This window comes from Pseudomonas sp. BR20 (genome assembly GCF_050780135.1).
Classification (GTDB): Bacteria; Pseudomonadota; Gammaproteobacteria; order Pseudomonadales; family Pseudomonadaceae; genus Aquipseudomonas.
The window spans coordinates 1,684,009-1,710,394 of sequence record NZ_CP172012.1 but is presented as its reverse complement, the minus strand read 5'-3'; the positions used below and the strand labels follow the sequence as shown (position 1 = coordinate 1,710,394).

Here is a 26,386-nt window from a genome sequence, read left to right as displayed (position 1 = left end):
AACGGGGGTCTCGATGACCCGTTAAACAGACGCTTACAGAACATTAAAGTTACATCATTTCGTTCAGCGTCTTCTTATAGTTGCCTTTGTAACAAAAAAATGTGAAACAGCAAGGGGTTTACAGACAACCGGCCAATATTCTGACCAACTTCTGTGCCCGTGGGTCCATAAGTACATAAGGCCCCAATGTATTAGTCACGAAACCAAACGCTACATCATGCTCAGGGTCGGCAAAACCCACCGAACCGCCGGCGCCTGGATGCCCGAACGCACGGGCGCCAAGGCCAAACGTAGCATTGGGCAACTGTGGTTGATCCAACATGCAGCCCAGCCCGAAGCGGGTTTGTGTCAATAATGTTTTATCCGGCCCGATACTGTGTTCACGGGTCAATTCTTCGAGCATGTCGGCTTCCAGCAAACTACCGTCCAACAAACCACTATAAAAACCGGCCAGGCTACGTGCATTACCGTGACCATTTGCCGCCGGCTGCTGCATGCGTCGCCATTCAGGTTTATTAGTACTGGTGAGAATAGACGGTGGATTGGCAAATGCCCGCGTCGTCATGGCGGTGGGCTCGCGCATCATTACTTGCAGTAAACGTTGCGCGGCTTCATCGCCCATATTGCCTTTGCTGCGCGCAATATGTGCAACACGATAAAACTCTTCGTCGGCCAGGCCCACGTGAAAGTCCAGCCCCAGCGGCCGGGCCACCCGCGCCACAATGGACTCACCCGGCCCACGCCCATCGGCGCGGCGCAGCAATTCGCCGACCAGCCAACCGTAGGTGATCGCCTCGTAGCCATGACCCTGGCCCGGCGTCCACCACGGGGCTTCGGCGGCCAGGGTATCGACCATCAATTGCCAGTTATACAAGGCTTCGGCGGGCAGCATCTCGCGGATTGCCGGCAACCCGGCCTGGTGGCAGAGCAACTGGCGCAGGGTGATGCTTTCCTTGCCGGCGGCGGCAAACTCAGGCCAGTACTTGGCCACTGGCGCGTCCAATTGCAACTTGCCCTCGGCCACCAGTTGCAGGGCCGTGACGGCGGTGAAGGTCTTGGTGCAGGAAAACAGGTTGACGATGGTGTCGCTGTGCCAGGCCTCGGTACCGTCCTTGTCGGCGGTACCGGCCCACAGGTCAACGACGGTTTCGCCGCCGATCTGGATGCAGAGCCCTGCGCCACGCTCCTGCGGGTCATCGAATAACGCGGCAAACGCTTCACGCACCGCTTCGAACCGGAGCTCGTAATGACCCTGAACCTGCACCTAAGCCCCCTCGGAAAACACCGTAAAAAGTGGCCGACATTGTTCCAGCCATTATGGAATTTGTGAACCCATCAACGATGAATCAATGACCATTTCCCGAATGCCCACCGGCGTGTCCGGCGCCCTGCCCCGGGCCTTTGCCATCACGCCCTGGATTGCTGCCTTCGCTTTCATGAACCGTGCTGGCGGCCTTGGCCTTTTCCGCTTCCTTACCCAGTTGATCCACCGCCGCCAGGTTGCTTCTGCGCACACTGTCGACAAAACCCTGGAACGGTACGTCAGTGATGCCCACCAGGCCGAAGTGGCCGTTTTCACCGTCCAGCAACCGGCCGGTCACTGGCTGATCCAGGTACTGGAACCAATGCACGCCAACAATTGACGGCTCGGCCATGGCTTGTTTGAGGAAGTTGGCATATGCCGCGCTACGCTCTTCTTCCCTGGCCAACTGGGTCACGCCGCCCCAGAACGGGCCACGGTCCGCAGAACCGAAGTTGAATTCAGTGATCAACACCGGTTTGTCCAGTGCACGAAGCGCGGCAAAGTCATAGCCATCCTGGGGTTTGAGCGTGTACATGTTGAAGCTCAGCACATCGCAATACTGCGCACACGACGCCACGGCCTCCGGCGTACTCACCGCATAACGCCCGCCCAGCAGCAGTTGGTTGGGGGCGTGCCATTTCAGCGAATCGGAGATGGTCTTGAAGTAGGCATCGGCAAAGGTCTTCTGGAAGTATTTGAAGTCAGCTTCGATTTCCGGGTGCTCAGGGTTGGGCATCGGCGGCTCGAAGCCTGGGTCTTCCATCAGCTCCCACCCTGCTAACTCGATGCCCCAGGCTTTCGACAGGCCTTGCTCGTTGCGGTATTTGTCACGCAATTGCTTGAGGAACGCGCGCTTGGCCGGCACGTCGGTGGTCATGCGCAAGGTGCCGTAGGCCAGGGCGTAGCGGGATTTCGGATCCTCGCCGGGGCCGGCCCAGGCCAGTTCGTTATCGGCAAAGAAGCCGATCAGCCAGGGGTCGTCGCGGTGGTCGCGGGCGGCGATAGCCACCGCGCGCTCGGTCGCCATGGCGAAACGCGGATCGAACGGATCGGGCATGCCGCCCCACCAGTCGGTGCCGGTGCTGATGCTGGCGTAGTCGCCGACGATCGACAACGGCAAGGTGTACGGCACACGGTCGGCACTGGCCAACGCGCCGGCGCTCCAGTTGCCGACGGTATTGAAACCCCAGGCTTGCAGGCGATCAAGGGTGTGGGTCACCCAGCGTTTCTGGTCAAACCCTTCGCCGCCATAAGTACGCTGCAAGTTGGCGCCATAAAAATCGTACCAACGTCCGGCACCAAAGCCACGACCTTCACCCGCACCATTGCCGGTGCGGTTATCGCCGCTGCCGTAATACTTGTCGAAGGGTTCGCCGGCCTTTGGCAACGCCGCAAACATCCACTCACGACCGGCCACGTAGGTCTGGCTGTTGTCCGGGGCCACGGTATTGACGCCCAGGGAATAGAACGGATGGCCTTCCGGGGTCACCAGGTACCAGCGACCGTCGCGCTTTTCGGTGCGGAAAAAGCCGCTGGCCTTGAACGCCGGCCCTTTGTTCCAGCCGCCGAATTTGTCCAATGCGGATTTATCACGCGCGGCCAGCCAACCCTGCAGTTGGGTTTGCTCCTTTGCGGCGGCCGCCTTGAGTTGTTCGTCGCTGCTGACCTTTTCCGGCCAGCGCGCGCGGGTGGACTGGCCATAAGCATCTACCAGTTCGCTGTAGGCCGCCTTCAGCACCGGCTCGCTGTCCTGCACACCAAAGCGCTCCAGCAGAATGCTTTGCGCGGCGTTGGGCTTGATCATCGACAGGGTCACCGAGACCACTTGGCTGCGGTCGATTTCACCAGCGCTGCTGGCCAACAACACACGCTGGCCGTCCACGGTGATCGGCATCGGCGGGCCGGCCTTCATGCCCTGGCTCAACGGCGAGTTGGCTTGCAGCGGTACCAGCAAGGTCTGGGCCGGTCCAGCCGGCAGGTCGATGCGGCTGACCAGGGTCTTGCCATCGCTGCTCTGCACCTTGACGTAGAGGGTCAGCGCCCAGTCCATGGCGCTCTGGATACGCAGGCTCATGGCGCCGGACTGCGACCAGTCCCAGGCACCGGTCTGTGGACTGAGCACCAGGCTGGGCTCGGCGGCCGGATTGAAGGTGATGCGACGCAACACCTCGCCTTCCGGGGTTTGTTCGGCGTTGTATTGCGGCAGGCTGGCGTCCTGGGTCGCCACCTTGACCACATCGGCAGGCCGGACGAAGTTGAACAATGTCTGTTGCCCCGCGGGCGCGGCCATCAAGGGCGCAGTGAACAGCAGGGCAAAAAGGGCGGGCAGCGTGCGAATCATACGAACAAGGTTCTCCCAAACGGCCGGTGAATGGCCTGATGACATAAATCCATAGCAGTGAGATAGACCACGAAGTGGGCGAATTCGCCCACGATGGCTTAAGAAATTTCGCGCCGGAACGGCGGCAATGCATTCAGGATCGCCTTGCCGTAGCGCTGGGTAACCAGGCGGCGGTCGAGCAAGGTGATGGTGCCCCGGTCTTCCTCGGTACGCAGCAAGCGACCGCAGGCCTGCACCAGCTTCAAGGAAGCATCCGGCACCGAGATCTCCATGAACGGGTTACCGCCCCGCGCTTCGATCCATTCGGCCAATGCGGCCTCGACCGGATCATCCGGCACCGAGAACGGGATCTTGGCGATCACCACGTGTTCGCAGTAGGCACCGGGCAAGTCCACGCCTTCGGCGAAACTCGCCAGGCCGAACAGCACGCTGGAATCCCCGCCATCGACCCGCGCCTTGTGCTTGTTCAGGGTTTCCTGCTTGGACAGGTTGCCCTGGATAAACACCTGCTTGCGCCAGTCGCGGTCGAGGCCGTCGAACACGTCCTGCATCTGTTTGCGCGACGAGAACAACACCAGGGTGCCGCGCGAACCTTCCACCAAAGAGGGCAGGTCGCGGATGATCGCCGCGGTGTGCGCCGGTGCATCCCGTGGGTCGGCCTTGAGATCGGGCACCCGTAGCACACCGGCGTCGGCATGATGGAACGGGCTTGGCACTACCGCCGTGACGGCCTTTTTCGGCAAGCCCGCGCGCATGCGGAAGCGGTCGAAGGTGCCCAGGGCGGTCAGCGTGGCCGAGGTCACCAGGCAGCCATACGCCACGTTCCATAGGTTGCGCCGTAGCATTTCGGCGGCGAGGATCGGGCTGGCGTTGACCTCGATATCAAACAACGCACCGCTTTCCGACAGGGTCAGCCAGCGGGCCATGGGCGGGTTGTCTTCCGGGTCTTCGACGGTAAAGGCCGTCCACAACTCCCAGTTGCCCTGGGAACGGGACAACAGACTGCCGAACAGCGGGTACCACTCCTCGGCCTGGTTGCTGGCGATGCCGATGTTGACCTCACCGTCCATGCCTTCCTTGAGCAGGTCGGTCAGGCGGGTGAACAGGTCGGTGAGGCGCGAAAAGCCTTTCTTCAGCTCGATGCCCATTTCGCGCATATGTTCGGGAATCATCCCGCCGACAAAGCGGTGGCGCGGGCGCTCACGGCCTTCCACATCCTCACCGGGCTTGAAGTCGGCCACCTGTTCGCAGGCGCTGAACATGAACTGTTGCTGGGTCTTGATCTCCCGCGCCAGCTCCGGCACCTGTTCGATCAGCTTGCCCAGATCGCCGGGCAGCGGGTGCTGGGCGAGCAATTTAGTCAGATTCTTCGCGGTGGTTTCCAGCCAGTCGGCGGTGGAGCGCAGGCGCGTGTAGTGGGCGAAGTGGCCGATGGCCTTGTCGGGCAGGTGATGGCCTTCGTCGAACACGTAAAGGGTGTCACGCGGGTCCGGCAGCACGGCACCGCCGCCCAGGGCCAGGTCGGCCAGGACCATGTCGTGGTTGGTAACGATCACGTCGACCTTGCCCATGCCTTCGCGGGCCTTGTAGAAGGCGCACTGGCCGAAGTTGGGGCAATGACGGTTGGTGCACTGGCTGTGGTCGGTGGTCAGGCGTGCCCAGTCGGCATCTTCGAGGGCCGTGGGCCAACTGTCGCGATCGCCGTCCCATTTATTGCCCGCCAGCTTTTCGATCATGCTGGTAAACAGCTTCTGGCTGACCTCATCCACCTCGATCTTGAAGCCTTCTTCCTCGAACAGCGACGCCGTGGCAGTTTGTGCCTGGCCTTCCTGCAGCAGCACGTCGAGCTTGGACAGGCACATGTAGCGGCCACGGCCCTTGGCCAGGGCGAAGGTGAAGTTCAGGCCGCTGTTGCGCATCAGGTCGGGCAGGTCTTTGTAGACGATTTGCTCTTGCAGGGCGACGGTGGCGGTGGCGATCACCAGGCGCTTGCCGGCGGCCTTGGCGGTAGGGATCGCAGCCAGGCTGTAGGCCACGGTCTTGCCGGTACCGGTGCCGGCTTCGACGGCGACGACGGCGGGCTCACCTTCGCGGCGGCCTTCATCGTCGGTGTCGATATCCCCGAGGACCTTGGCCACTTCGGCGATCATCAGGCGTTGGCCGTAGCGCGGTTTCAAGCTCTTGGCTTCGAGAAAACGCGTATAGGCGCCCTGGATCGTGGTTTTGAGTTCAGTGCTGATCATGGATAGTCGGGCGCAAAAAACGCTGGATAAATTTTCAGTGGTTCGGATCGGCCGCTATCATACCCCGCTAATTAATCCCGCGCAGAACGGAGTACCACAATGACCGCGTTTAGCCTCGCTTACACCCTGCATGTATTGGCCGCCCTGATCTGGGTCGGCGGTATGTTTTTCGCCTGGATGATCCTGCGCCCCGCCGCCGTGGCGGCACTTGAAGGCCCTGCCCGGCTCAAGCTGTGGGCAAATGTGTTTCAACGTTTTTTCGTGTGGGTGTGGGTGGCGGTGCTGGTTTTGCCGATCAGCGGCGTCGGCCTGTTGCAACTGCGCTTCAGCGGATTTGAAACCGCACCGCGTTATGTGCAGGTGATGATGGGGTTGTACCTGGTAATGACGGCGCTGTTTATCCGCATCCAGGCGCTGAAGTTCCCGCAGCTGCGCGCGGCGGTGGCAGCCGAAGATTGGCCGGCGGGTGCGGCTGCACTGGGGCAGATTCGCAAGCTGGTGGGAATTAATTTGATCGTGGGGTTGGTGGTGGTGGCAATTGCTTCGGCTCGGCCGATGTTCTGAGTACAGCTGCAAGCTTGAAGCTTGCAGCTGCGGCTCTTTAGAGCCGCTGAATAGTCACTGTACCCGCAGGCCCCACCGGTCCCGGCTGCCCTTCCAACCCTGGGCGGCCCTTCTCGCCTCCCTCGGTGCGGTACACCAGGCAGCCTTTGGACTCCCCGCCTTTGCCCGGCTTGCCGGCCGTACCGGCCAAACCGCCAGCACCGCCATCCACCCAGACCTTGATGTGTTCAGCCGGGAAGTCCTTCGGTAACTCCACGCGGACCTGTGCACCCGCCCCACCCGGCAAGCCATCGCCGCCATTGTCGCCATTGGCACCGCGCCCAGCCGAACCCCAGGTGCACCCAGGATCCACGCCATTGGCGCCATCCAGCCCCGCATACCCTTGGGCACCGGCGCCGCCACGGGCATCCACCGACAGTTCTTCAGCCGTCAGCGAGTTGATGCGCAAGGTCAGGTCACGCCCGGCCTTGGCTGGTTTTTCATGGGTACCGGGGGCACCGCGCGAAGTGATCTGGCTGCCATGCTCAAGTTGCGCATGCCGCACTTGCAGTTGCAGCGCGGTATTGCCAGGAACAATTGCGATGCGCGCATCGCGGCCCAAGTGCAGTTCATCCACCGTGACCTGGCTGATGGTGGCCGGAATCAGCAAAGTGCCGTAGTCCGCCACGTCCAGGCGCTCCAGTTGCAACACGCTGGTGCTGGAGGGAAGGCGCATCAATGAGTTGGTTTGAACACTGACGCTCTGGGCCAGGGCAACGGGGCTGACCAACAGGGCCAACAGAAAAACCTTACGCATCATGGGGCTCCTGAGTGTTTTCGAATTTTTCTTTGGATGCACAGTAACGACTTCTACAGGCGATTTGCCAGTGAAGGTTCAAAAAACTTGAGAGGGCTGCGATTTAAGCGAGGATCGCCGGCAATGCCCCTGTGGATACCACAGGGGCAAGGGCTGTCAGCGGTTGATCTGGATTTCCGTACGGCGGTTCAAGGCGCGACCTTCAGCGGTCTTGTTGTCGGCGACCGGATGGCTTTCGCCCGCGCCGGTTACAGACACAAAGGCACTGCGGGGCACACCGGCGCCGACCAGGTAATCGGTGACCGAATGCGCACGTTTTTCCGAGAGTTTCTGGTTGTAGGCGTCTTTACCGACGCTGTCGGTGTGACCACTGACCCGCAGTTGGGCGCTCGGAGCTTCCTGTTTCAGGCGCGTGGCAATGGTGTCGAGTTTGGTTTTATCCGCTGCCGTCAACTTGGCGGAGTCGAACTGGAAGTGCACATCGCGGATCACAATGGTTTCTTCCTTGACCACGACCACCTCCTCAACCACCGCCGCTGGCGGCGCCGGTGGGCAACCATTGGCGTCGACCTGCACGCCTTTCGGGGTGCCCGGGCACTTGTCGCGGCTGTCCGGCACGCCATCGCCATCTTCGTCGCCATCGCCGTGCACCCAGCAATAGGCGCCGGCCATGCCGCCGACCAGCAACGCACCATAGCCTGCGTAGGCTGAGCTTTCAGTCGCACCGATCGCCGCACCGGTCACACCGCCGACAGCGGCGCAGGTAGGCCAATCGGTTTTTTGCAAGCCTGCGCAACCTGTCAATACTCCGGTTAGCAGAACCAAAGGTAGAGCTGTCCGCATGATGCTCATCTGACTTTCTCCTGAGGGGATCGGCGGGGGCCGATGAGTGGAGTAAAGACCGCTCTTTTCAACTGCGCCACTACGCCACGCCCCCGTATTCATTGAGGATGGCAGCCCACGTAGGACTTTTCGCAACCGCCCGCTCTAGGCCCGCACGCTCAGCCGCGCTAGTCTCTACGGTCCTGATGTGAGGATTTCTGATGACCGCTGGTATTTCTTCCCGTACGCCCCAGCAAGCCTTGGCTGCACTGCTGGATCTGCACCAGCCAAAACGCCTGTTGCTGTTGGGCGCCAGCCAGTTCCCGGCGCTGGATGCATTTAAAGACGCACACCCGGATACCCAGGTGTTTTGCGCCGATCCAGGGCCATTGCCGCAAGCATTGGCGGCACTGCGTTTTGACCTGGCGCTGGTGGTCGATTGCCTGGAGCACCTGTCAAAACCCCAGGGCCTGACCTTGCTCGGCGGCATCCGCAACCTCAACGCCAGCCGCATTGCGGTGCTGGTGGACCTGGGCGCCTGCGGATGGAAGGAAACCGACTTCTTCTCCCTGGCCCTGCAGGCCGGTGAGCGTTTCCAGCGCGATGAGCAGGTGCTGACGCTGTTTACCTACGATCTGCTTGACTATAAACAGGTGCCGGACTGGCTCAACGCCCGTTTCTGGGCCAACCCGGAAAACTTTGGAAAGTATTGGTGGTAACCCGATGATCTGACACCTTGCAAGCGTTAGATCCTCATCGTATTAGATGATAGCCCTACATATTCCCAGTCTTAGCTGGTGATTACGGGGCGATCTAATGACCCTGAACCTGTAAAGCAGCCTTTTTTTCGGCCGTTTTTGCGGGGCTGCCATTGGTATTGTCTTACCTGCCTCGCCTACGTTTTTCAACGGCTTGCTAAGGGCGACTGGCCCGCGGCGCAGCTCGCTACCGATTCACTGCCGCCCAGCCTGCCATACCGGTGGGGCCACCACCCTGCCAGGAACCTGTGGCATACCTGCATCAGCTCGCGGCGGCGATCTCCACGTTCTGCGCCGCCTGGTAGAGAATCTGCCCAACCAGATCGACCTCCGCTTCGCTGATGATCAGCGGCGGCAGGAAGCGAACGGTTGCGCCATGCCGGCCGCCCAGCTCGACGATCAGGCCACGTTCCAGACAAGCACGTTGTAGCTTGCGCGCCCGCTCGCCATCGGTAGCGGGCTGGCCCAGGGCATCCTGGCTGGCAGGATCGATGATCTCCATGCCCAGCATCAGACCACGGCCGCGCACGTCGCCGATCCAGTCGAACTCGGCCTGCAGCCCGTGCAGCAGCGTCTGCAAGCGTGCTCCGACGTTGCGCACATGGCTGCAGATGCCTTCGCGCTGAATGAAGCGCAGGGTGGCATCGCCAGCGGCCATGGCCAGTTGATTACCTCGGAAAGTGCCGGCATGGGCCCCGGGCTGCCATTGATCCAGCTCGCCCCGGTAGACCACCACCGACAGCGGCAGACCACCGCCGATGGCCTTCGACAGCGTCACCACATCAGGGGTGATGGCGCTGCGCTCAAAGGCAAACAGATCGCCGGTGCGCCCGATACCGCATTGGATCTCGTCGAGGATCAGGGGAACACCGTGCTCACGCGTGATCGTCCGCAGCCCCTGCAGCCAGCGATCAGGGGCGCAAATAACCCCGCCCTCGCCCTGCACCGTTTCCAGGATCATGGCCGCCGGCTGGGTCACGCCGCTTTCCGGGTCGGCGAGCAGGTGGCGGATGTAATGCAGGCTGGCGTCGATCGCCGGCTCGCCGCGCAGGCCGAACGGGCAACGGTAGTCATGTGGATACGGCAAGAATTGCACCCCCGCCAGCAGGCCACCCAAGGCATTCTTCGGCCCCAGGTTGCCGCTCACAGACAGCGTGCCGAGGGTCATACCGTGATAGGCGCCATGGAACGCCAGGATGCTCTGCCGCCCGGTTGCCGTGCGCGACAGCTTGAGCGCCGCCTCCACTGCGTCCGCCCCCGTGGGGCCACAGAACTGGATGCGCGCGTCCCTGGCGAAGTCGCCAGGCAGCAGATCGAAGACCGTCTCTACGAAGGCATCCTTGATCGGCGTACTCAGATCGAGGGCATGCAGCGGTATGCCCGAGGCCAGGGTCTTCTGGATCGCCTCCACGGTCACCGGGTGATTGTGTCCCAGCGCCAGGGTACCGGCACCGGCCAGGCAATCGATGTACACCTGCCCCCGCGAGTCCTCAACATACACCCCCTGCGCCCGCTTGAGCTCCAGCGGTATGCGCCGTGGGTAGCTGCGTGCATTCGACTCGCGCTGCATTTGCCGCTGCAATGCCGGCGTGCTGTCCAGGCAGTAGCGCTGGCTTAGCCCGCTGTGCCGGTACTGGAGTTCGAGCGTGGTGTTGGTGATCGGGGGGATTGCATTCATGAGTGCATCCTCGTGTTGCGCGGATAGCGCGTTATCTGACGACGCTGCCGGAACGTGCGTCATGCAGTGAACGACCAGCCAATTCAGGCGATTCCAAGTTGCTGCTATCGGCTACCGGACAACGCAGCGGGGGGGCTGCCGCCCGGCAATACGGAAAACCAGGGGCTGGATGCACAAGGCCTCAGCCGCGATCCTGGGGCTGCATGGCTTGACGCAAGCTCAAAGGCCGCATGTCAGTCCAGAACGACTCGATAAAAGCCAGGCACTCCTCCTTGCTGCCCTGCTTGCCGGCCGCGCGCCAGCCTTGCGGTATCTCCTTGTAATCCGGCCAGATCGAATACTGCTCCTCATCGTTGACTACAACCAGAAATCGCGTTTCAGGACTGTCCAGACTCATGTTCCACTCCGTTTCCACTGAAGATGCGAGTGCTCGCAGGGTAGTTTGAGCTTTGCATGCGAGCGGCCGTAGGATAATACAGTTAATAACAATTATCATTAGACGTTAGCGTGATGCGCTTACACGCTCTGGTGTCACAGACAGGGTTAGCCTGCATGCCCCCGGTTTGTTTATACTGATCGCCACCATTGATAACGAGTCTCAACAGCAAGCGCCTGACTATGCCTCGACTCACAACCTCCCTGACCAAGCATTGCGCAATGCCGCCTGACGGTGACACTGGGCCGCGAGGATGATCGCCAGCCTCGCCCCGCTGTTCAGCGGCCCGCTGGCGGACTATGGGGAAAACCTGCAACTGGCCAGTGATCAACAGCAGGCAATTGCCGGCTCGCAACTGTTTCAGCCGGACTATTTCGCCGAGTTCATTCGTGAACTGGCAGCCCACCATGGCAGCGACGATTTCATGGCGCTGACCTCTATCTGGTCGAAATGGTATTTCTGCTTCATAGCACCCGCCGTGGCGGCCAGCTTGCTCTTGCAGCGCGAGTTGCCTATCGCCCTGAGCGATGTCGGCGTCACCCTCTCGGCCGCGGGAAAGCCGCTTGGCCTGCACTTGCCCCATGAAGGCAGCGTTCTGCCCCCTTGCGCGCCCTTCGCGCGCTTCGAAGCCTTGATCGAGCGGCATCTGAAACCGGTGATCGAGGTAATGGCCAGCGTCTCGAAAGCCTCGCCACGACTGTTCTGGAGCAACGCCGGCAACCTCTTCGAATTCGCCACTACCCAAATCGAACTGCATCGATTGGCAACGTTCGATTGCGCAGCCCCGGCCAGAACCGTGCTGGAAAGCCGCCTGCGCCCCGATGGCCGGCGCAATCCGCTGTTCGCCCCGGTGTACTACAAGGACGTCGGCGCTAACGAACCGCAGCGGTTACGCCGTATCTGCTGCATTCGCTACCGCCTGCCCGGCATAGGCTATTGCAGCAGTTGCCCACTCGACCGCGACAAAACACCCGAATAAGCCGCTCCAAGCGGCTACCTGACCAACTGGAAAGGGTTCTCGCTGGTGTGGTCATAGTCCACCAACTGGCCGTAATCAAGCCGGTAGATGCGATCGGCCACGTCGAAGTAGCGGTCATCGTGAGTGATGGCGATGACCGTTTTTCCGGCCGCCTGCAACTCGGGCAGCAGCTCGTGATAGAACACGTGGCGGAACACCGGGTCCTGGTCCGCCGCCCATTCGTCTAGCAGCAGCACCTCGCGACCCTCCATCATCAGCAACAGCAGGGCCAGGCGCTTGCGCTGCCCCTGTGAAAGGGCCGTGGTGGACAGGCGTCCATCGACAAACTGCACCTTGTGCGCCAGCCCCAGGCGTTGCAGATAGTGATCGACCCGCTCCTCCAGCCCATCGAGCTGGCCGTTCTCACCGAGCACATCGGCGAACAAATAGAAGTCGGCGAAGATCGCCGCGAAATGCTCGCGGTGCCACTCGCTGTTCGAGACATCCAGCGTCACGCCATTGAGCGCGACCGTCCCCTCGCTAGGCTGGTAGAGCCCGGTCAGCAATTTGGCGAGGGTCGACTTGCCGCTGCCATTGCCGCCGACGATAAAGATCAGTTCGCCACGGCGAACGTGCAGATCGATGGGGCCCAGCTGGAAGGCGAATTCGTCGCTCTGCCCGGGGTAGCGGTATTGCACGTTGCTCAGGCGCAACTCACGGAAAGGCTCGGCGGCCTTGGGCGGCAAGGTGAAGTGCACCGTCTCGCCCAGGGCCAGGTCATCGATGGCCTGCAAGGCCACATGGCCGCGGATCACCGTCGGGACGGCATCGAGGATCATCGAGATCGGCGTACGCAGGAACATGATCGCCAACACGTAGCCCACCACCACCTGCTGGCTCAGCAGCCCGAGGCCCTGACCGAGGAAGAACAGCGTACCGATCAGCAAGAAAACCAGCAGCGACGTCCAGTTCAGGTTGATCGCCCACAGGGTATCGGCGCGCACCGAGGCCTGCAGCGAGGCCTGCGCGATCGGCTCCAGGCGCTGGTTGTACAGCATCTGCCGACGCTCCCGGCTCAAGGCCAGTTCGCAGCGGCCGTTAATGGTCGCCTCGAACTGCTCGGTCAACCGGTCGTCCTGCTGCCGCACCTGCTGCATCAGGCGCTTGACCTTGCGCCCGAGCAGCACGTCGAGCAGCACGCCGAAGGCGATCACCGCCAGGGTCAGGGCGAAGAAGGGCAGGCTCAGCCAGGCCATGTAAGCCAGGCCAGCCAGCAGCAGCAAGCCGTTGTACAGCGAGATCGGCAATTGCTTGAAGGCCGTGGCCACGGTGGTCACGTCCTTGGTCAGCGCGTTGTAGATGCGCGGGCTGCCCAGTCGCTCGATGCGCTCCAGGGCGGTGCCCAGCACCTTGCCCACCAGGCGCAGGCGCAACTGATAGACCAGGCGATGGCCAATCTGCACCAGCAGCCACTGGGCCAGGGTGCCGCTGACGAACAGCAGCAACAGCAGGCCGGCGAACAGCGCCAGCGCCTGGCTCAGGTCATCCAGACCCTGCTCCAGGCTGCGGTTGATATAGCCGATCAGGCCGATGCTGCTGACCGCACTCAAGGCACTGCACAGCACCGCCAGGAAAATGCGCCAGCGCGCCTCATGCAGCAGTTCCTTCAATAACATCATCAGTTCGACACCTTCTCGGCCTGGTGTTGCGGCGCAATGCTTGGCGCCAGCAAAGACAACAGATCCGCACTCAAGCGCGGCTCGGCAAGGATCGCATGATGGCCGACATCCAGGCTCCGATCATGCAGCGCCTTGCGCGTGTGGGCCTGCCAGGGTGTACGCAGATCACCGTGGGCATTGCTGCGCCACAACCAGATGGGCACGTCGACCACCGGTAAGGCCTGTTCGTACAGGCGCGTCTTGATCGCCCGGTAGCGCACCATCACGGCCTGCAACTCGGCATCAGCGCCGTGCGATTGCAGATGCTCACGCACCTCGGCGTCGGCCAGCATGCGGGTCACTCCCTCGGCATAATCGCAATCGACCAGTTGCCGGGCCAGACGCTCGCGCAACGTATCGCCAAGCGGCCGCGAACGGCTGCGACACAGGAACACCAGGTCGGCGAGCAACTGGCCACCCTCGTCGCCGTCGCCAGCAAGGCTGCGCTGCGGATCATGATCCACCGTCGCCAAGGCCTTGATGGTGAAACCGGCTGACTGTAGGTGCGCAACCAACAGCAGCGCCAGGCGAGAAGCCAGGCACCAGCCCAGCACCACCAGCGGCCGCTGCTTGAGCGACTCAGGAATGCTCTGCACATAGCGCTGCAGCAGCCTGCCCAGATCCTTGCTTTCCCAACCCTCGCCAAATGCCGCCAGGCCATAAACGGCCTGGTTTTCGCCAAGTTGCTCCACCAACGGTCGATAGTCTTTCAGGTGGCCCTCCGCGCCATGTACCAGGAGCAAGGCAGGCGCCTCACCGGCCACATCGTTCAGCACCTGCCAGCCCTCGCTACTCGCGCCCTGATCGAGGCTCTGCACCAGTTCGCGCACGGTCTGCCGCTCGAACAGCAGATTAGTTGGCGGGTTGAGCCCCAGTTGCTCGCGAATCAGCGCCACCACCTTGATCGCCGCCAGGGAATGCCCGCCCGTGGCGAAGAAGTTGTCGGTCACGCCGAGATCCTCGACACCCAGCACACGGCACCAGATTTCCAGCACGGCGCTTTCCAGTTCGCCGACCGGGGCCACCCGCGCACCTTGCAGGCGCTGTCGGGCACGCTCCAGCAGCGCCTGCCGATCGAGTTTGCCATTGCTGTTCAGCGGCAGGGCTTTCACGGCGAAGATGCCGGCGGGCAGCATGTAGTCCGGCAGTTGTTGGGCCAGATCGTCGCGCAGCAGGTTCGCGGCCCGGCTCTGCCCTTGCTCCTCCACGACGAAGGCCAACAGGCGCTCACCATCAAGCAACACCGCCGCCTGCTGCACACCCGGCAGGCCGCGCAACGCCTGTTCGACCTCCGCCAGTTCCAGACGAAAACCGCGAATCTTCACCTGCTGATCATTGCGCCCGAGAATGCGCAAGGCACCATCGGCCTGGCGCAACGCCAGATCACCAGTGCGATACAGGCGCGCGCCGGACCGCAGGTCTTGGCCGAATGCCGAACTGCCGACATCCCCCAGATAGCCACGGCCGACACTGGCCCCGGCCACGCACAACTCGCCCGCCTGCCCGCAGGGCACGGGGCGCTGTTGTTCGTCGAGCAGATAGATGCGGTTGTTGCCGAGCACCTGGTTCAAGGCCGTGCCGCTCGCCCCCTGCTCGCTGTCGATGGCCCGCCAGAGCACGCCGACCGTGGTTTCGCTCGGCCCGTAGTGGTTGTACAGGCGGCAACCAGACCCTGCCTGTGCCAGCCGCGCCAGCAGGCTCTCGCCCACCGCTTCACCGCCAAGCACCAGCACCTGACGCGGCAGCATACCCTCCAGCGGATGCTCGCCGATCAACGCCTCGAGGTGCGATGGAACGATCTTCAGCACATCCAGCGGATGATCGCGCAGCTCCTCGGCGAAGGCCTGCGCATCGGTGACGCTGGCCTGGCTCAGCAGGTGCACGCAGCCCCCCTGCAGCCAGGCCGGGTACAACACGGTATTGCCCAGGTCGGCGAGCAACGACGACACCAGCCCGTAGTGAGCACCTGCCGGCAGATCCAGCGCGTGAGTGATCTGGCTCGCGTAGTGGCGTAGCTGCCCCTGCTCGATCTGAACGCCCTTGGGCTTGCCGCTGGTGCCCGAGGTGTAAAGCACATAGGCCAGGTGCTGCGGCGCGCTGGCCACAGGCGCAGCGAGTGGTGCAGCGCTGCTGGCCTTCGACCAGGCCAGGCTGGGCACCTCGCAGACCAGGTTCGACTCATCCAGATGCAGCAGAACAGCAGGTTTGGAATCCTCGAGAATGCTGGCCAGACGCAGCGGTGGCAGCGCCGGGTCCAGCGGCAGATAGGCCGCGCCTGCCTTGAAGCAGGCCAGCATGGCGACCAGCATCTGCGCGCCACGCGGCAGCAGCAGCGCCACCACCTGGTCAGGGCCAACGCCGGCCTGCTGCAAACTGCCGGCCACCCGTTCGCTCAGCTCATCCACCTCGGCATAGGACAACAGCTGCCGGCCATCGCGCAGCGCCGGGCTGGCCGGCTGGTGGCGCGCATGGGCACGGAATCGCTCGACGATATCGACGTCCGCTGGCAGTTCCCCGCCAGTCGCTGTGGGCTGCGCCTCCTCCGTCAGCACGGTATCCAGACCGTCCAGCGGCGCTTGCGGCGCCTGCAGCAGTTGGCCGATCCAGTGCACGTAACGGCGCAGCAAGAGCTGCATCTGCTCACGGCGATACAACCCGGTGTCGTACACCAGCGCCAACTGGCCCTGGCCGGACTCATCCAGCAGCCAGTGCAGTTGCAGTTCCACCGGTGTGTCGAAGGACAAGGCCTGCAGCGCCTGTACCTCGGCCAGATGCTGCACGCGCAGCCCTGCCTGATAGCTGGCGCGCCACTCCGGCAGCAACTCAGCCTGGCCGAGGTACTCCTGCCAGAGCACGGCGCTTTCCAGTTGCCGGGCCAGTTGCCGGGCCAGGCTGACCCAACTGGCGTGCTCGGACAAATGCACCTGCATGGGCAGCGTTTGCTCGAACAGCCCGTAGGCGCCCTGCAGCTCCTCATAGTCGTCACGCGGGTCGTGCTGCAGGCCCAACTGCGCATGGCGTTGACCGTTCAGGCGGCCGAGCAAGGCGCCCCAGGCTGCCAGGGCGAGTGGTTCGATGGCCAAAGCCTCGCTCCCGGCCAGTGCCTGCACGGCACTGCACAGTGCAGGTTCGAGCGCCTGCTGCACGCAGCCACGGGCACCGCTGGCCATGCCATAGCGTTCGATCAGGCGCAGCCCCGGCACCTCCTGCAGGGCCAGGTTGCGCCAGAACTGAGCGCCCTGCTCGGCGTCCTCGTCCAGTTGCAGGCCGGCGATCCACTCGGCGTAGTCGCTGTACTGCATCGGCTCGGCCTCCAGTGCCGCGCCCTGCCCCAGCAGCTCACGGCGCAGTTGCTCGAGGCTGTGCAGATCCAGCGAGCAGGCCGGCAGCGCCAGCCATAGCTGCTCGTCGCGCCACCAGGCCAGCAGGTCGGGCTGCTGCGCCTGGCACTGGGCCTGGGCGTCGCGCTGCCAGGCCGCCGCATCGGTGCCGGCACCCGCCTGGTGCCAGTCCAGGCGCAACTCGCCCGGCTCGGCCACGCGCTGGCGCAGGCCAGTGGCGCCGAGCGGGCGCTGATAGCGCAGGCGCAGCGCATCGTGTTGGCCCAAGGCGTCACGCAGGCGCTGTTCGACCCGCTCTGGAGCAACGCCGGCGAGCGTCATGCGCACCCAGCGGTACGCCTGTGGGTTGGCCTCGGCCAATTGCTTCTGGGCCGGGGAAAGAGGCAGGCCAAGATCCATCATGGTGTCATCTCCAGAGCGTTTTCCTCAGCCGTAGCCGGTGCGGCCGCGACCTGATCGCGGCGATAGATGTCGCCCATGGCGACGACGATGCGCCGCTCGCCCTCGAAGGGGTCGCGGGCATGGGCGGCGAGCATGTTGTCGAGCATCACCACATCGCCGCGCTGCCAGTCGAAGCGCACCGCACAACGCTCGTAAGCGGCACTGATCGCCTCGATGGCGGCCTCTTCCAGTTCGCTGCCATCACCGTAGAACACCTGCCGGGGCATGACGCTATCGCGCCCCTTGAGGAACTGCTCACGGATATCGGCATCGAGAAACGCCGGATGGTAGAGCTGGATCTGGTTGAAGAAGCTGGCATCGCCGGTCAGCGGGTGGAGGATCACCGCCGGGCACACCTGACGCGTGTGCAATTCGTTGGCGCCGCGCCACTCGAACTCGATCCCGCCCTCATGGCAGATGCGCTCGGCCTCGGCACGCTCCTCAGTCTGGAAGAAGTGCTGCCAGCTGACATCCAGGCTGGCGCTGAAATTGCGCACGTACATCAGTTGCTTGCGACGCAGCTTGACCTGCAGCCATGCCGGCAGCTCGCGGTACACCTCACGGCTGTCGACGATGGGCGTGGCCCCGCCGCTGGTGGCCGGCGTCTCGCAATAGAACCACTGCCGGCGCGGCCAGCGATGCTGGTGAGCGCTCTCGTTGTGGAACATGATCATGCGGTCCTTCGGATAGGGCGTGGACTTGTAGATCTTGTTGCCGCCCTCCTTCTTCGGCAGATCGCCGTACTGGCCGTACAGCTCCGGGCACAGCGCCTGGCAGAACTGCTCGAAGTCCGCCGGGGTCGGCAGGTCGAAACCACGGAAGATAATCCCGCCGTGCTCGCGCAGCCAGCCTTCCACCTGCTCGCGATTGCTCTCGGCCCACACGGCGGGGGCCAGCTCGCGCTCGCGCAGTTGCACCAGCAGGGGGAAGCTGGAGCCGGCACGCAGCGGCCGGGTTTCGATCGGTGTGGCCGCGGCAGCCGGGCCATTCTGGCGCAGCTTGCCGAGCTTGCTCATCTTGCGTTGCAGCGGGTTGTCCGTGGTGGTGGACATGGCAGCGGCTCCCTTGGAAGGCAGAGGTAAGGCATCGATGGGGCTGTCCGGCGCACCCAGCGCAGCATCGAGCAGCGCCAGGAAGCTGTCGCGCAAACGCTCGATGGTGGCTGGGCGGAACAGGCTGGTGCGGTACACCCAGCGCAGGCTGAGGGCATCGCCGGCGGGGGTGGCGAACAGCGCCATGTCGAACTTGGAGTGTTGTTGTTCACGGCTCACCGGCGTGACCTCGAGGTTGCCGAGGCGGCGCGGCTGACGCGGCGTGTTGTCCAGTACGAAAAGGGTCTGCAGCAGCGGATGCTGGTTGGCCCCACGCGGCAGGTCGAGACATTCCACCACCTGCTCGAACGGTGTGTCCTGCCAGGCGAAGGCATCCAGGCAGACATCGCGCACCAATGCCGCCTGCTCACGGAAGCTCAGCTCCGGTTGCAGGCGAATGCGCAACGCCAGCAGGTTGACGAAGAAGCCGATCAGTGCCTCGGTAGCCGGGTGTTCGCGGTTGGCTACGTCGGTGCCGATGACCAGGTCGCGGCCCTGGGTTTCGCGCTGCAGCACGGCGGCATAGACGGTCAGCAGCAACATGAACAGCGACAAGCCGCTGTCACGCTGCAAGGCCTCCAGGCGTGCCAGCGTCGCCGCTGGCAACTGGAAGTCCAAGGCCGCACCACCAGCGCTATCGCGCTCGCCGCGTGGGAAGTCGAACGGCAACGGCACCTGGCTCGGTACGCCGGCGAGGGTACGTTGCCAGAACTGCTGGCCCTGGCGCTGACGGGCGCGCAGCGCCGCTGAAACCTGCCAGGCGGCATAGTCGACGTACTGGATCGCCAGTTCGCGCTCCACGGGCAGCCGGCCCTGGCTGTAGGCCTCGTAGCCTTCGACCAGCTCACCGATCAGCACCGAGCCGGACCAGCCGTCGGAGGCGATATGGTGCAGCACCAGTTGCAGCACATGCTCCTGCTCGCCCAGGCGATACAGCACCGCGCGCAGCGGCGCCTCAACGCTCAGGTCGAACGGGCGCGCGGCCATTTCATGTTCAGCCTGCGCCCACTGCGCCTGGCTCAGGGTCGCCAGTTGCAGCGTCAACGCAGAATCCGCCTGGATGCGCTGGCGCGCCTCGCCCTGCTGCTGATGGTAGGTGGTGCGCAGGATCGCATGGCGCCGTATCACACGCTGCAAGGCCCGCTGCAACGCCTGGGTATCAAGGGCGCCACGCAGGCGCACGTTGCTGCTCATGTTGAAGCTGCTGTCGCTCGGCTGCAGTTGCTGCATCAGCCAGACCCGTTGCTGCGCAGGCGACAGCGGCTGGTCGATGTGCTGATCGACCCGCGCGATGCTCAATCCAGCCGGGTCGATGGCGGTGGCCTGGGTGTCCAGGCGCGCCGCCAGCTCCGTCAGCAAAGGCGTCTCGAACAGCCAGCGCAGCGGCACCTCGAAGCCCTGCTCGCGCAGCCGCGAACGCACCTGCGCGGCCATCAGCGAGTGCCCGCCGAGCTGGAAGAAATGCCCATCGAGCGGCACCTGCTCAAGTTGCAGCACCTGGCCCCAGATCTCGCTCAGCAGGGCCTCGCTGGCGCTCATTGGCCGCTGCGCGCTGCCTGCTGCCGCCTGCTGCTGGTTGCGCAACTGCGGCAATTGCTGGCGATCCACCTTGCCGTTGCTGTTGAGCGGCAATGCCGGCAGCGCTTGCAGATGAGTTGGCAGCATATACACCGGCAGACGTGCCTGCAGATGTTCACGCAGCTCGTCTGCGCTCGGCTCGCCAGCCAGACTGGCAACCCAGAACGCGGCCAGGTGCTCACCCTGCACCGCCACCACCGCCTGGGCGACCCCCGGGTGACCGAGCAGCGCCGCCTCGATCTCGCCCAGCTCGATACGGAAGCCGCGCAGCTTGATCTGATCGTCGCTGCGGCCCAGGTAATACAACTGCCCATCGGCCTGCCAGCGGGCCACATCGCCGGTGCGGTACAGGCGCCCGCCAGCGCCGCCGAACGGGTCGGCGATGAAACGCTCGGCGCTCAGCGCCGGCTGCCCGGCATAACCACGGGCCAGCCCAAGGCCTGCGATATACAACTCGCCGGCACGGCCTGGCGGAACCTCACAGAGAAACTCGTCGAGCACATGGCAGCGCGTGTTGAGCAGCGGCCGGCCAATCGGCACCACCGGCTGATGCAGCTCCTCCACCGACGTCTGGGTCGACCAGACGCTGGTTTCGGTCGGCCCGTAGACGTTGATCAGGCAGCCGACGAGCTGCTTCAGCTCGCTGGCCATTTCCGCCGCCAGGGCCTCGCCGCCGGCCAGGGCGACCCGCCCGGCCAGTACCTGGCGATCGCCCTGCAACAGCATGGCCCAGGTCGCCGGGGTGGCCTGGATCAGCTCCACCGCCCGCTCACGGATCAACTGCGCCAGCAGCAGCGGGTCCTGGCGTTGCTCGTCATCGGCGAGCACCACGCTACCACCGCGCACCAACGGCAGGCACAGTTCCAGGCCGCTGATATCGAAGGTCACGGTGGTCAGCGCCAGGTAGCGCTGCACGCCGTCCAGCGGCAAGGCGCGCTCCATCGCCAGCAGGAAGTTGGCAAAGTTGCCCCGGCTGATCTGCACGCCCTTGGGCTGCCCGGTGGAGCCGGAGGTGTAGAGCGTGTAGGCCAGTTGCTGCAGGTGCCTCGGCAGCGCCGGTGCATCGGCCGGCTGCGCCTGTAACGCCAGGTCCTGCCAGAGCTGGCAGCGCACCGTGGCTGGGAAACGCTCATCCTGAAGGTCGCACAGCAGCAGATGCGGCCGTGCCCGCTGCACGATGGCCGCCTGCCGCGCAGGCGGATGGCTCGGATCGAGCGGCAGGTACTGCGCCCCAGCCTTCTGGATGCCCAGCAGGCAGACCAGCAGACGCTCGTCGCGCGGCAGGCAGAAGGCGATCGTTGACTCCGCCGTCACACCTTGCGTCAACAACCAGTGCGCAAGCTGGTTGGCCTGTGCCTGCAACTGCCCGTAGCTCAGTTGTCGGTCGCGGCAGAACACCGCGGTGCGCTCGGGATGCAAGGCGGCCTGAACCTCGAAGCGGGTCACGAAATCCGCCTCGATGTCCAGCTCGGCAGCTTCGCCCGCGCTGTGTAGGCGTTGTACCGAGGGCAGTGGCAGCGCCAGCAGCGGCTGCTGCAGATCGAGATGCGCCAAGCTGGCCAGCACGCCCAGGTAGTCGTCCACCAGGCACTGGATGCGGGCCGGGTCGAATAGCGCGGTGGCGTACTCGACTATCAGTTGGCTGCTGGCCTCATCGCCGCGGCCCTGGCTGAACAGGTTGAAGGTCAGGTCGAACTTGGCGCTGATCGCGCCCTGCGGCAATGCCAGGGGCGCTACCGTGACGCCCGGCAGTTGCAGATTGCGCTCGCCGAGGTGATCGACCTGGTAGTTGAACATGGCCTGGAACAATGGCGTGCGGTCGAGGCTGCGCTCGACCTCGAGCACGTCGAGCAGGCGCTCGAACGGCAATTGCTCATGGGCCCGATCATCCGCCAGGCGCTGGCCAAGGCGCTGCAGAAAATGCTCCAGGCTTTCCAGCTCATCAAGCTGCACGCGGTAGGCCAGGGTGTTGACGAACAGACCGACCAGCGCCTGGCTGTCCGCAGCCTCACGCCCGGACACCGGCAGGCCGATGGCGAAATCGCGGCGCCCGGCGTGTTTCCAGAGCAGCAGTTGCTGCGCGGCGAAATACAGCACGAAGGGGGTGACCCCAAGCTGCTTGGCACGGGCCGCGATTGCCGCGGTCAGCTCGCCTGGCAACGGGAACTGCTCACGCGCGCCGGCATACGCCTGCAGTGCCGGGCGCGGGCTTTCGCTGAGGGCCAGCGGCTCGTCACTCAAGCCCTGCAGGCGCTGCTGCCAGTAATCGAGCAGTACCTGGCCGGCATCCCCTTCCAGCGCCTGGCGCTGCGCTTCGATCACTTGCAAAAGGCCCGTTCTGGGCGCGGGCTGACGGCCCTCGTAGAGAGCGGCCAGATCCTGCACCAGCAGCCCCATGGACCAGCCGTCCACGGCGATATGGTGGGCGTTGAACAGCAGGCGATAGTCGTCTTCAGCGAACTGGAACAGGTCGATGGCCACCAACGGCCCATGGGCCAGGTCGAAAACCCGCTGCGCGGCCAGGGCAATCGCTGTCTCCCGCGCATCTGCCGGCGATGCGCGCAGATCGTGCAGGGCGAAGCTGGCCTCGGGCGCCTCCACCAGGCGCTGACGCACCTGCCCGTTGTCCTCGAAGAAACGGCAACGCAGGGCTTCGTGACGTTCGATCAGGCTCAGGCAGGCGCTGCGCAGGCGTGGCACGTGCAGTTCACCCTGCAAGACCAGCAGTTGCGTGACGTTGTAGGCGGTGGTGTCGGGTTCGAGCTGCTGCATGAACCACAGCCGCTCCTGGGCATGGGACAGCCGCGCCACCGCGCTGGCCAACGCTGGCGACGCCTCTGCCCGCTCGCTGCGGGTGGCAGGCGCCGGCTCCAGCGCGGCCGCCAGTTGCCGCGGCGTGGGGTTTTCCAGCAACTGGCGCGGCATCAGGCGCAGGTCGGCCTGACGCAGCCGGGCGATCAGTTGCAGGCTGAGAATCGAATCGCCACCAGCGGCGAAGAAGTCATCGTCCAGCCCCAGTTGCGGCTGGTCCAGCAGTTCTCGGAAGGCCGCCAGAATACTGGCCAGACGCGGCTGCGCGCGGCAGTCGGCACTTGCTGCCATGGCCGCCAGGGTCGGCTGTTCCAGCACGTCGCGCGGCTGCAGCCGGAGCCCTTCGCGCGCGGCCAGGCCGATCAGCTGCAAGCTGAGAATCGAATCGCCGCCGAGGGCGAAGAAATCGTCCTGGCGAGTGACCGCGGCGCAGCCGAGCACCTGGCACCACAGCCGGGCCAGCAATTGCTCGCTGACGCCCTGGAGCGCCTGCCCGCCCTCGTCCACCGCCACGTTAGTTCCAGGCTCGGGCAAGGCGCGGCGATCCAGCTTGCCATTGGCGGTCAGCGGCAAGGCGTCCAGGCTCGACCAGTACGCCGGCTGCAGCGGTTCGGGCAGTTGCGCCCGGGTCTGCGCCTGGATGGCGCTCAGTTCGTCCGGGGTCAGGCGCGGCGCGAGATAGGCCACCAGTTGCATGCGCCCCTGAATCTCGCGTGCCAACACAGCGGCTTCGCGTACCAGCGACTGCCCGCTCAGCCAGGTACTGACCTCACCGGGCTCGACGCGGAAACCGCGAATCTTCACCTGATCGTCCTGGCGCCCGAGGAACGCCAGACGCCCGTGGTGATCCAGGCGTACCCGATCACCGCTGCGGTAGAAACGCCGCCCTGCGTCATCGATGAAGGCGACGGCAGTAACTTGCGGCTGGCCAAGGTAGCCCAGCGCGACCTGGGGGCCGCCGATCAGCAACTCGCCCGCCACGCCGCGCGGCACGGACTGGCCCGCCGCATCGACGATACGCAGCTCGGCACCGGCCAATGGCTGGCCCAGTGGCAGGTAAGCGCCCTGCCCGGCCTCCGTCACCTCGCCACAGACCACACCGACGGTGGTTTCCGACGGGCCGTAGTGGTTGAACACGCGCAGCTCCGGCGCGAGTTTGCGGATGCGGGCGAACAGCGCCGCATCGAAGCCTTCACCGCCCAGGATCAGCAACTGCCGCGGCAGTACCCGCCGGGCATCGTCCAGCGCCAGCAGGCCACGCAAATGCGAGGGGGCGATCTTCAGGCAGTCCACGGGATGTTGGGCCAGGAAATCGGCCCAGCCTGGTGGATCGAAGGCCAGCGCGGCCTCCGGCAGGATCAGCGAATCACCTGAGTGCAAGGCGGCGAAGACGCAGGTCAGGCCGAGGTCGGCGGCGACCGTGGCCAGGGTCGCCCAACGGCTGCTGGCGCTGGCCTGCAGGCGCTGACTGACGGCGGCGGCGTAATGCGCCAGGTTGGCATGGCTGACCAGCACGCCCTTGGGCTGGCCGGTGGAGCCCGAGGTGTAGATCAGGTACGCGGCCTGCTCGGGCTGGCTAAGGCTGGGCACAGGCTGGCAAGGTGCGGGTGCGACGAGATCGGCGGCGCTCAGTTGCAGACGCGCGACCGCGCCGTTCAGCGCTGGCGCCTCGGCCAGGGTCAACAGCAGGCTCGCCGCGCTGCTTTCAAGCAGTAGCTGCAAGCGCTGCACGGGCTGCGCCGGGTCGAGGAACAGGCAGGTCGCACCACGTTGCCAGCAGGCCAACATCGCCAGCACCTGCTCGGCGCTGCGCGGCATGCACAGGGCGACTACCTGACCGGGGCCGACGCTCTGCTCGGCCAGGCGCAGCGCCAGTGCCTGCACGGCATTGGCCAGATCGCCGTAGGCCAGCGACTGCCGCGTATCGCACAGGGCGGGCGCTTGCGGCGTGCGCGCGGCCCACTGCTGCACCTGTCGATCCAGCGGCTCAGGGCTCGCGCCCAGCGCGGAGCCATGCAGTTCGCTGCCCGGCGAGGCCAGGCGCAGTGCCGACAACCGCTGCCCGGGATTGACTGATGCCTCCTGCAGGATGGCCTGCAGATCGTCGAGCAGTTGCTCGATGGTGGCCGCCTCGAACAGCTCGTCGCTGTATTCCAGCTCGCAGCGCAGGTGCTGGTCGGCGCAACGCAGCAGACGCAGAGTGAGATCGAAACGGGCATGACGCTGCGGCGGGTCGAGCACCTCGACGCTTACCCCCGGCAGGCTCAGGGTGCGGCTTTCCGGTAATTCGACCTGCACGAACATGGCCTGGAACAACGGGCTGGAACGCGGCCGATCGAGGGCTTCGAGGATCTTTTCATACGGCAGGGTCTGCTGGTCGAACGCCGCCGCCACGCTGTCGCGGGTGCGCAGCAGGGCGCTGCGAAAGTCCGGGTCGTCCTCCAGGCGCTGGCGAATCACCAGGGTGTTGAGCAGCGGCCCGATCAGCGGCGCCAGCTCGGGGCGATCGCGTTGCGCCACCGAAGTACCCAGGCACAGGTCACGCTCGCCGCTGTAGCGCGCCAGCAGGCAGGCAAAGGCGGTCAGGCCAAAGATGTACAGGGTCACGCCCTGCTCGCGGATGGCCCCATCCACCTGCGCCGACAAGTCAGCCGGCAATTCGCGCACCCGCACCGCGCCGCTATGGCGGCGCTGGTTGGCGGGCGGACGCGGATGATCGCAGGGCAAGGCCAGCGGCCCGGGCGCATCAGCCAACTGGCTGCGCCAGTAATCGAGCTGCTGGCCGCAGGCGTCGCTGGTCAGCCACTCGTGCTCCCAGGCGGCATAGTCGGCGTACTGGATGTCGAGCGGCGGCAACTGGGCTGGCGCGCCCAGGCTCAGGGCACGGTAGCCCTCGGCCAACTCGCGGGTCAGTTGCTGGGCCGACCAGGCGTCGTAGGCGACGTGATGGATGGTGAAGAACAGCCAGGTGCTGCCCTGCTCGGCATCGCTGAACGCGCGCCAGCGCCAGGGCACCTCGCGACTCAGGTCGAAGGGCTCGGCCAGTTGCCGGGCGTACTCGTCGGCGCACCATTGCTGCGGGTCGGCAAGCGCCTCGCGGGGTAGCGGCTCGACCGCCGGCAGGCCCGCCGTCCAGGGCTCGCAGTGCGCCTGCAAGCGGCCTTGGGCATCGGCCACGTAGCGAGTGCGCAGGATCGTGTGCCGCTCCACCAGTTGCTGCATGGCCTGCTGCAGGCACGCCAGGTCCAGACGGCCATCGAAGCGCAGCACCGAGCAGAGGTTGTACAGCGCACGACTGCTCAGGGCCTCGGCCGAGAGAAAACGCAGTTGCGCATGGGCCAGCGGCACCGCTGCACCCTCCCTGCCAGCGGCCGGGACGATGGGCAGGCGCCAGCTATCGATGCCCTTCTCGGCCAGGCGCTGGCGGAACAGCTGCTTCTTGTCCGCCGGCAGTGAGGCCAGGCGCTGGGCGATCTCGACAAAGGCCTGTTGGTTGGTCGCATTCAT

At 64.6% G+C, this 26,386-nt stretch carries 13 protein-coding genes; 3 read left to right on the top strand and 10 right to left on the bottom strand.

What is annotated here, in order from left to right; genetic code table 11:
• Positions 1–118: 118 nt before the first annotated feature.
• The 3 genes from ACHPFG_RS07595 to dinG form a co-directional block, all read right to left on the bottom strand.
• Positions 119–1,264 (bottom strand): serine hydrolase domain-containing protein, encoded by a 1,146-nt coding sequence (locus ACHPFG_RS07595; RefSeq protein WP_431701986.1) that lies wholly within the window; start codon positions 1,262–1,264, stop codon positions 119–121.
• Between the two features lie 82 nt (positions 1,265–1,346).
• On the bottom strand, positions 1,347–3,644 hold the full coding sequence (locus ACHPFG_RS07590; protein ID WP_431701985.1) for a beta-galactosidase: 2,298 nt from the start codon (positions 3,642–3,644) through the stop codon (positions 1,347–1,349).
• A gap of 98 nt (positions 3,645–3,742) precedes the next feature.
• On the bottom strand, positions 3,743–5,887 hold the full coding sequence (gene dinG, locus ACHPFG_RS07585; protein ID WP_431701984.1) for an ATP-dependent DNA helicase DinG: 2,145 nt from the start codon (positions 5,885–5,887) through the stop codon (positions 3,743–3,745).
• A 99-nt stretch (positions 5,888–5,986) separates the two neighbouring features.
• On the opposite strand from dinG, the gene ACHPFG_RS07580 reads away from it, so the two are divergent.
• Positions 5,987–6,451: a CopD family protein gene (locus ACHPFG_RS07580; RefSeq protein ID WP_167654861.1), complete on the top strand. Its 465-nt coding sequence runs from the start codon at positions 5,987–5,989 to the stop codon at positions 6,449–6,451.
• 37 nt (positions 6,452–6,488) lie between these two features.
• Here ACHPFG_RS07580 and ACHPFG_RS07575 read toward each other — a convergent pair whose 3' ends face one another.
• Positions 6,489–7,247: a collagen-like protein gene (locus ACHPFG_RS07575; protein ID WP_431701983.1), complete on the bottom strand. Its 759-nt coding sequence runs from the start codon at positions 7,245–7,247 to the stop codon at positions 6,489–6,491.
• A gap of 156 nt (positions 7,248–7,403) precedes the next feature.
• The gene (locus ACHPFG_RS07570) at positions 7,404–8,099 is read right to left on the bottom strand and encodes an OmpA family protein (protein WP_131697216.1); all 696 of its coding nucleotides are present in this window, start codon (positions 8,097–8,099) and stop codon (positions 7,404–7,406) included.
• Positions 8,100–8,290: 191 nt separating this feature from the next.
• Here ACHPFG_RS07570 and ACHPFG_RS07565 point away from each other — a divergent pair, with 191 nt between their 5' ends.
• Positions 8,291–8,788, top strand: a complete 498-nt coding sequence (locus tag ACHPFG_RS07565; RefSeq protein ID WP_131697217.1) for a DUF6231 family protein — start codon at positions 8,291–8,293, stop codon at positions 8,786–8,788.
• 301 nt (positions 8,789–9,089) lie between these two features.
• On the opposite strand, the gene ACHPFG_RS07560 is transcribed toward ACHPFG_RS07565, so the two are convergent.
• A complete protein-coding gene (locus ACHPFG_RS07560; protein WP_431701982.1) occupies positions 9,090–10,505 on the bottom strand; it encodes a diaminobutyrate--2-oxoglutarate transaminase in 1,416 nt (471 codons plus the stop codon).
• 181 nt (positions 10,506–10,686) lie between these two features.
• Positions 10,687–10,902: an MbtH family protein gene (locus ACHPFG_RS07555; protein ID WP_131697219.1), complete on the bottom strand. Its 216-nt coding sequence runs from the start codon at positions 10,900–10,902 to the stop codon at positions 10,687–10,689.
• A 292-nt stretch (positions 10,903–11,194) separates the two neighbouring features.
• Between ACHPFG_RS07555 and fhuF the strand changes: the two genes are divergently transcribed.
• The gene (fhuF, locus tag ACHPFG_RS07550) at positions 11,195–11,920 is read left to right on the top strand and encodes a siderophore-iron reductase FhuF (protein WP_431701981.1); all 726 of its coding nucleotides are present in this window, start codon (positions 11,195–11,197) and stop codon (positions 11,918–11,920) included.
• A 14-nt stretch (positions 11,921–11,934) separates the two neighbouring features.
• On the opposite strand, the gene ACHPFG_RS07545 is transcribed toward fhuF, so the two are convergent.
• Genes ACHPFG_RS07545 through ACHPFG_RS07535 form a run of 3 tightly spaced genes read right to left on the bottom strand, consistent with a single transcriptional unit; the run spans position 11,935 to position 26,386 of the window.
• The gene (locus ACHPFG_RS07545; RefSeq protein ID WP_339451219.1) at positions 11,935–13,578 is read right to left on the bottom strand and encodes a cyclic peptide export ABC transporter; all 1,644 of its coding nucleotides are present in this window, start codon (positions 13,576–13,578) and stop codon (positions 11,935–11,937) included.
• The gene (locus ACHPFG_RS07540) at positions 13,578–17,360 is read right to left on the bottom strand and encodes a non-ribosomal peptide synthetase (RefSeq protein WP_431701980.1); all 3,783 of its coding nucleotides are present in this window, start codon (positions 17,358–17,360) and stop codon (positions 13,578–13,580) included. The genes ACHPFG_RS07545 and ACHPFG_RS07540 overlap by 1 nt, the downstream gene beginning before the upstream one ends.
• Positions 17,357–26,386: an amino acid adenylation domain-containing protein gene (locus ACHPFG_RS07535; RefSeq protein WP_431701979.1), complete on the bottom strand. Its 9,030-nt coding sequence runs from the start codon at positions 26,384–26,386 to the stop codon at positions 17,357–17,359. The genes ACHPFG_RS07540 and ACHPFG_RS07535 overlap by 4 nt, the downstream gene beginning before the upstream one ends.

Excerpts from the sequence above, each read along its gene's own strand:
- ACHPFG_RS07590 (WP_431701985.1), bottom strand. The coding sequence starts at position 3,644 with ATGATTCGCACGCTGCCCGCCCTTTTTGCCCTGCTGTTCACTGCGCCC.
- dinG (WP_431701984.1), bottom strand. The coding sequence starts at position 5,887 with ATGATCAGCACTGAACTCAAAACCACGATCCAGGGCGCCTATACGCGT.
- ACHPFG_RS07580 (WP_167654861.1), top strand. The coding sequence starts at position 5,987 with ATGACCGCGTTTAGCCTCGCTTACACCCTGCATGTATTGGCCGCCCTG.
- ACHPFG_RS07575 (WP_431701983.1), bottom strand. The coding sequence starts at position 7,247 with ATGCGTAAGGTTTTTCTGTTGGCCCTGTTGGTCAGCCCCGTTGCCCTG.
- ACHPFG_RS07570 (WP_131697216.1), bottom strand. The coding sequence starts at position 8,099 with ATGAGCATCATGCGGACAGCTCTACCTTTGGTTCTGCTAACCGGAGTA.
- ACHPFG_RS07565 (WP_131697217.1), top strand. The coding sequence starts at position 8,291 with ATGACCGCTGGTATTTCTTCCCGTACGCCCCAGCAAGCCTTGGCTGCA.
- ACHPFG_RS07560 (WP_431701982.1), bottom strand. The coding sequence starts at position 10,505 with ATGAATGCAATCCCCCCGATCACCAACACCACGCTCGAACTCCAGTAC.
- ACHPFG_RS07555 (WP_131697219.1), bottom strand. The coding sequence starts at position 10,902 with ATGAGTCTGGACAGTCCTGAAACGCGATTTCTGGTTGTAGTCAACGAT.
- fhuF (WP_431701981.1), top strand. The coding sequence starts at position 11,195 with ATGATCGCCAGCCTCGCCCCGCTGTTCAGCGGCCCGCTGGCGGACTAT.
- ACHPFG_RS07545 (WP_339451219.1), bottom strand. The coding sequence starts at position 13,578 with ATGATGTTATTGAAGGAACTGCTGCATGAGGCGCGCTGGCGCATTTTC.
- ACHPFG_RS07540 (WP_431701980.1), bottom strand. The coding sequence starts at position 17,360 with ATGATGGATCTTGGCCTGCCTCTTTCCCCGGCCCAGAAGCAATTGGCC.
- ACHPFG_RS07535 (WP_431701979.1), bottom strand. The coding sequence starts at position 26,386 with ATGAATGCGACCAACCAACAGGCCTTTGTCGAGATCGCCCAGCGCCTG.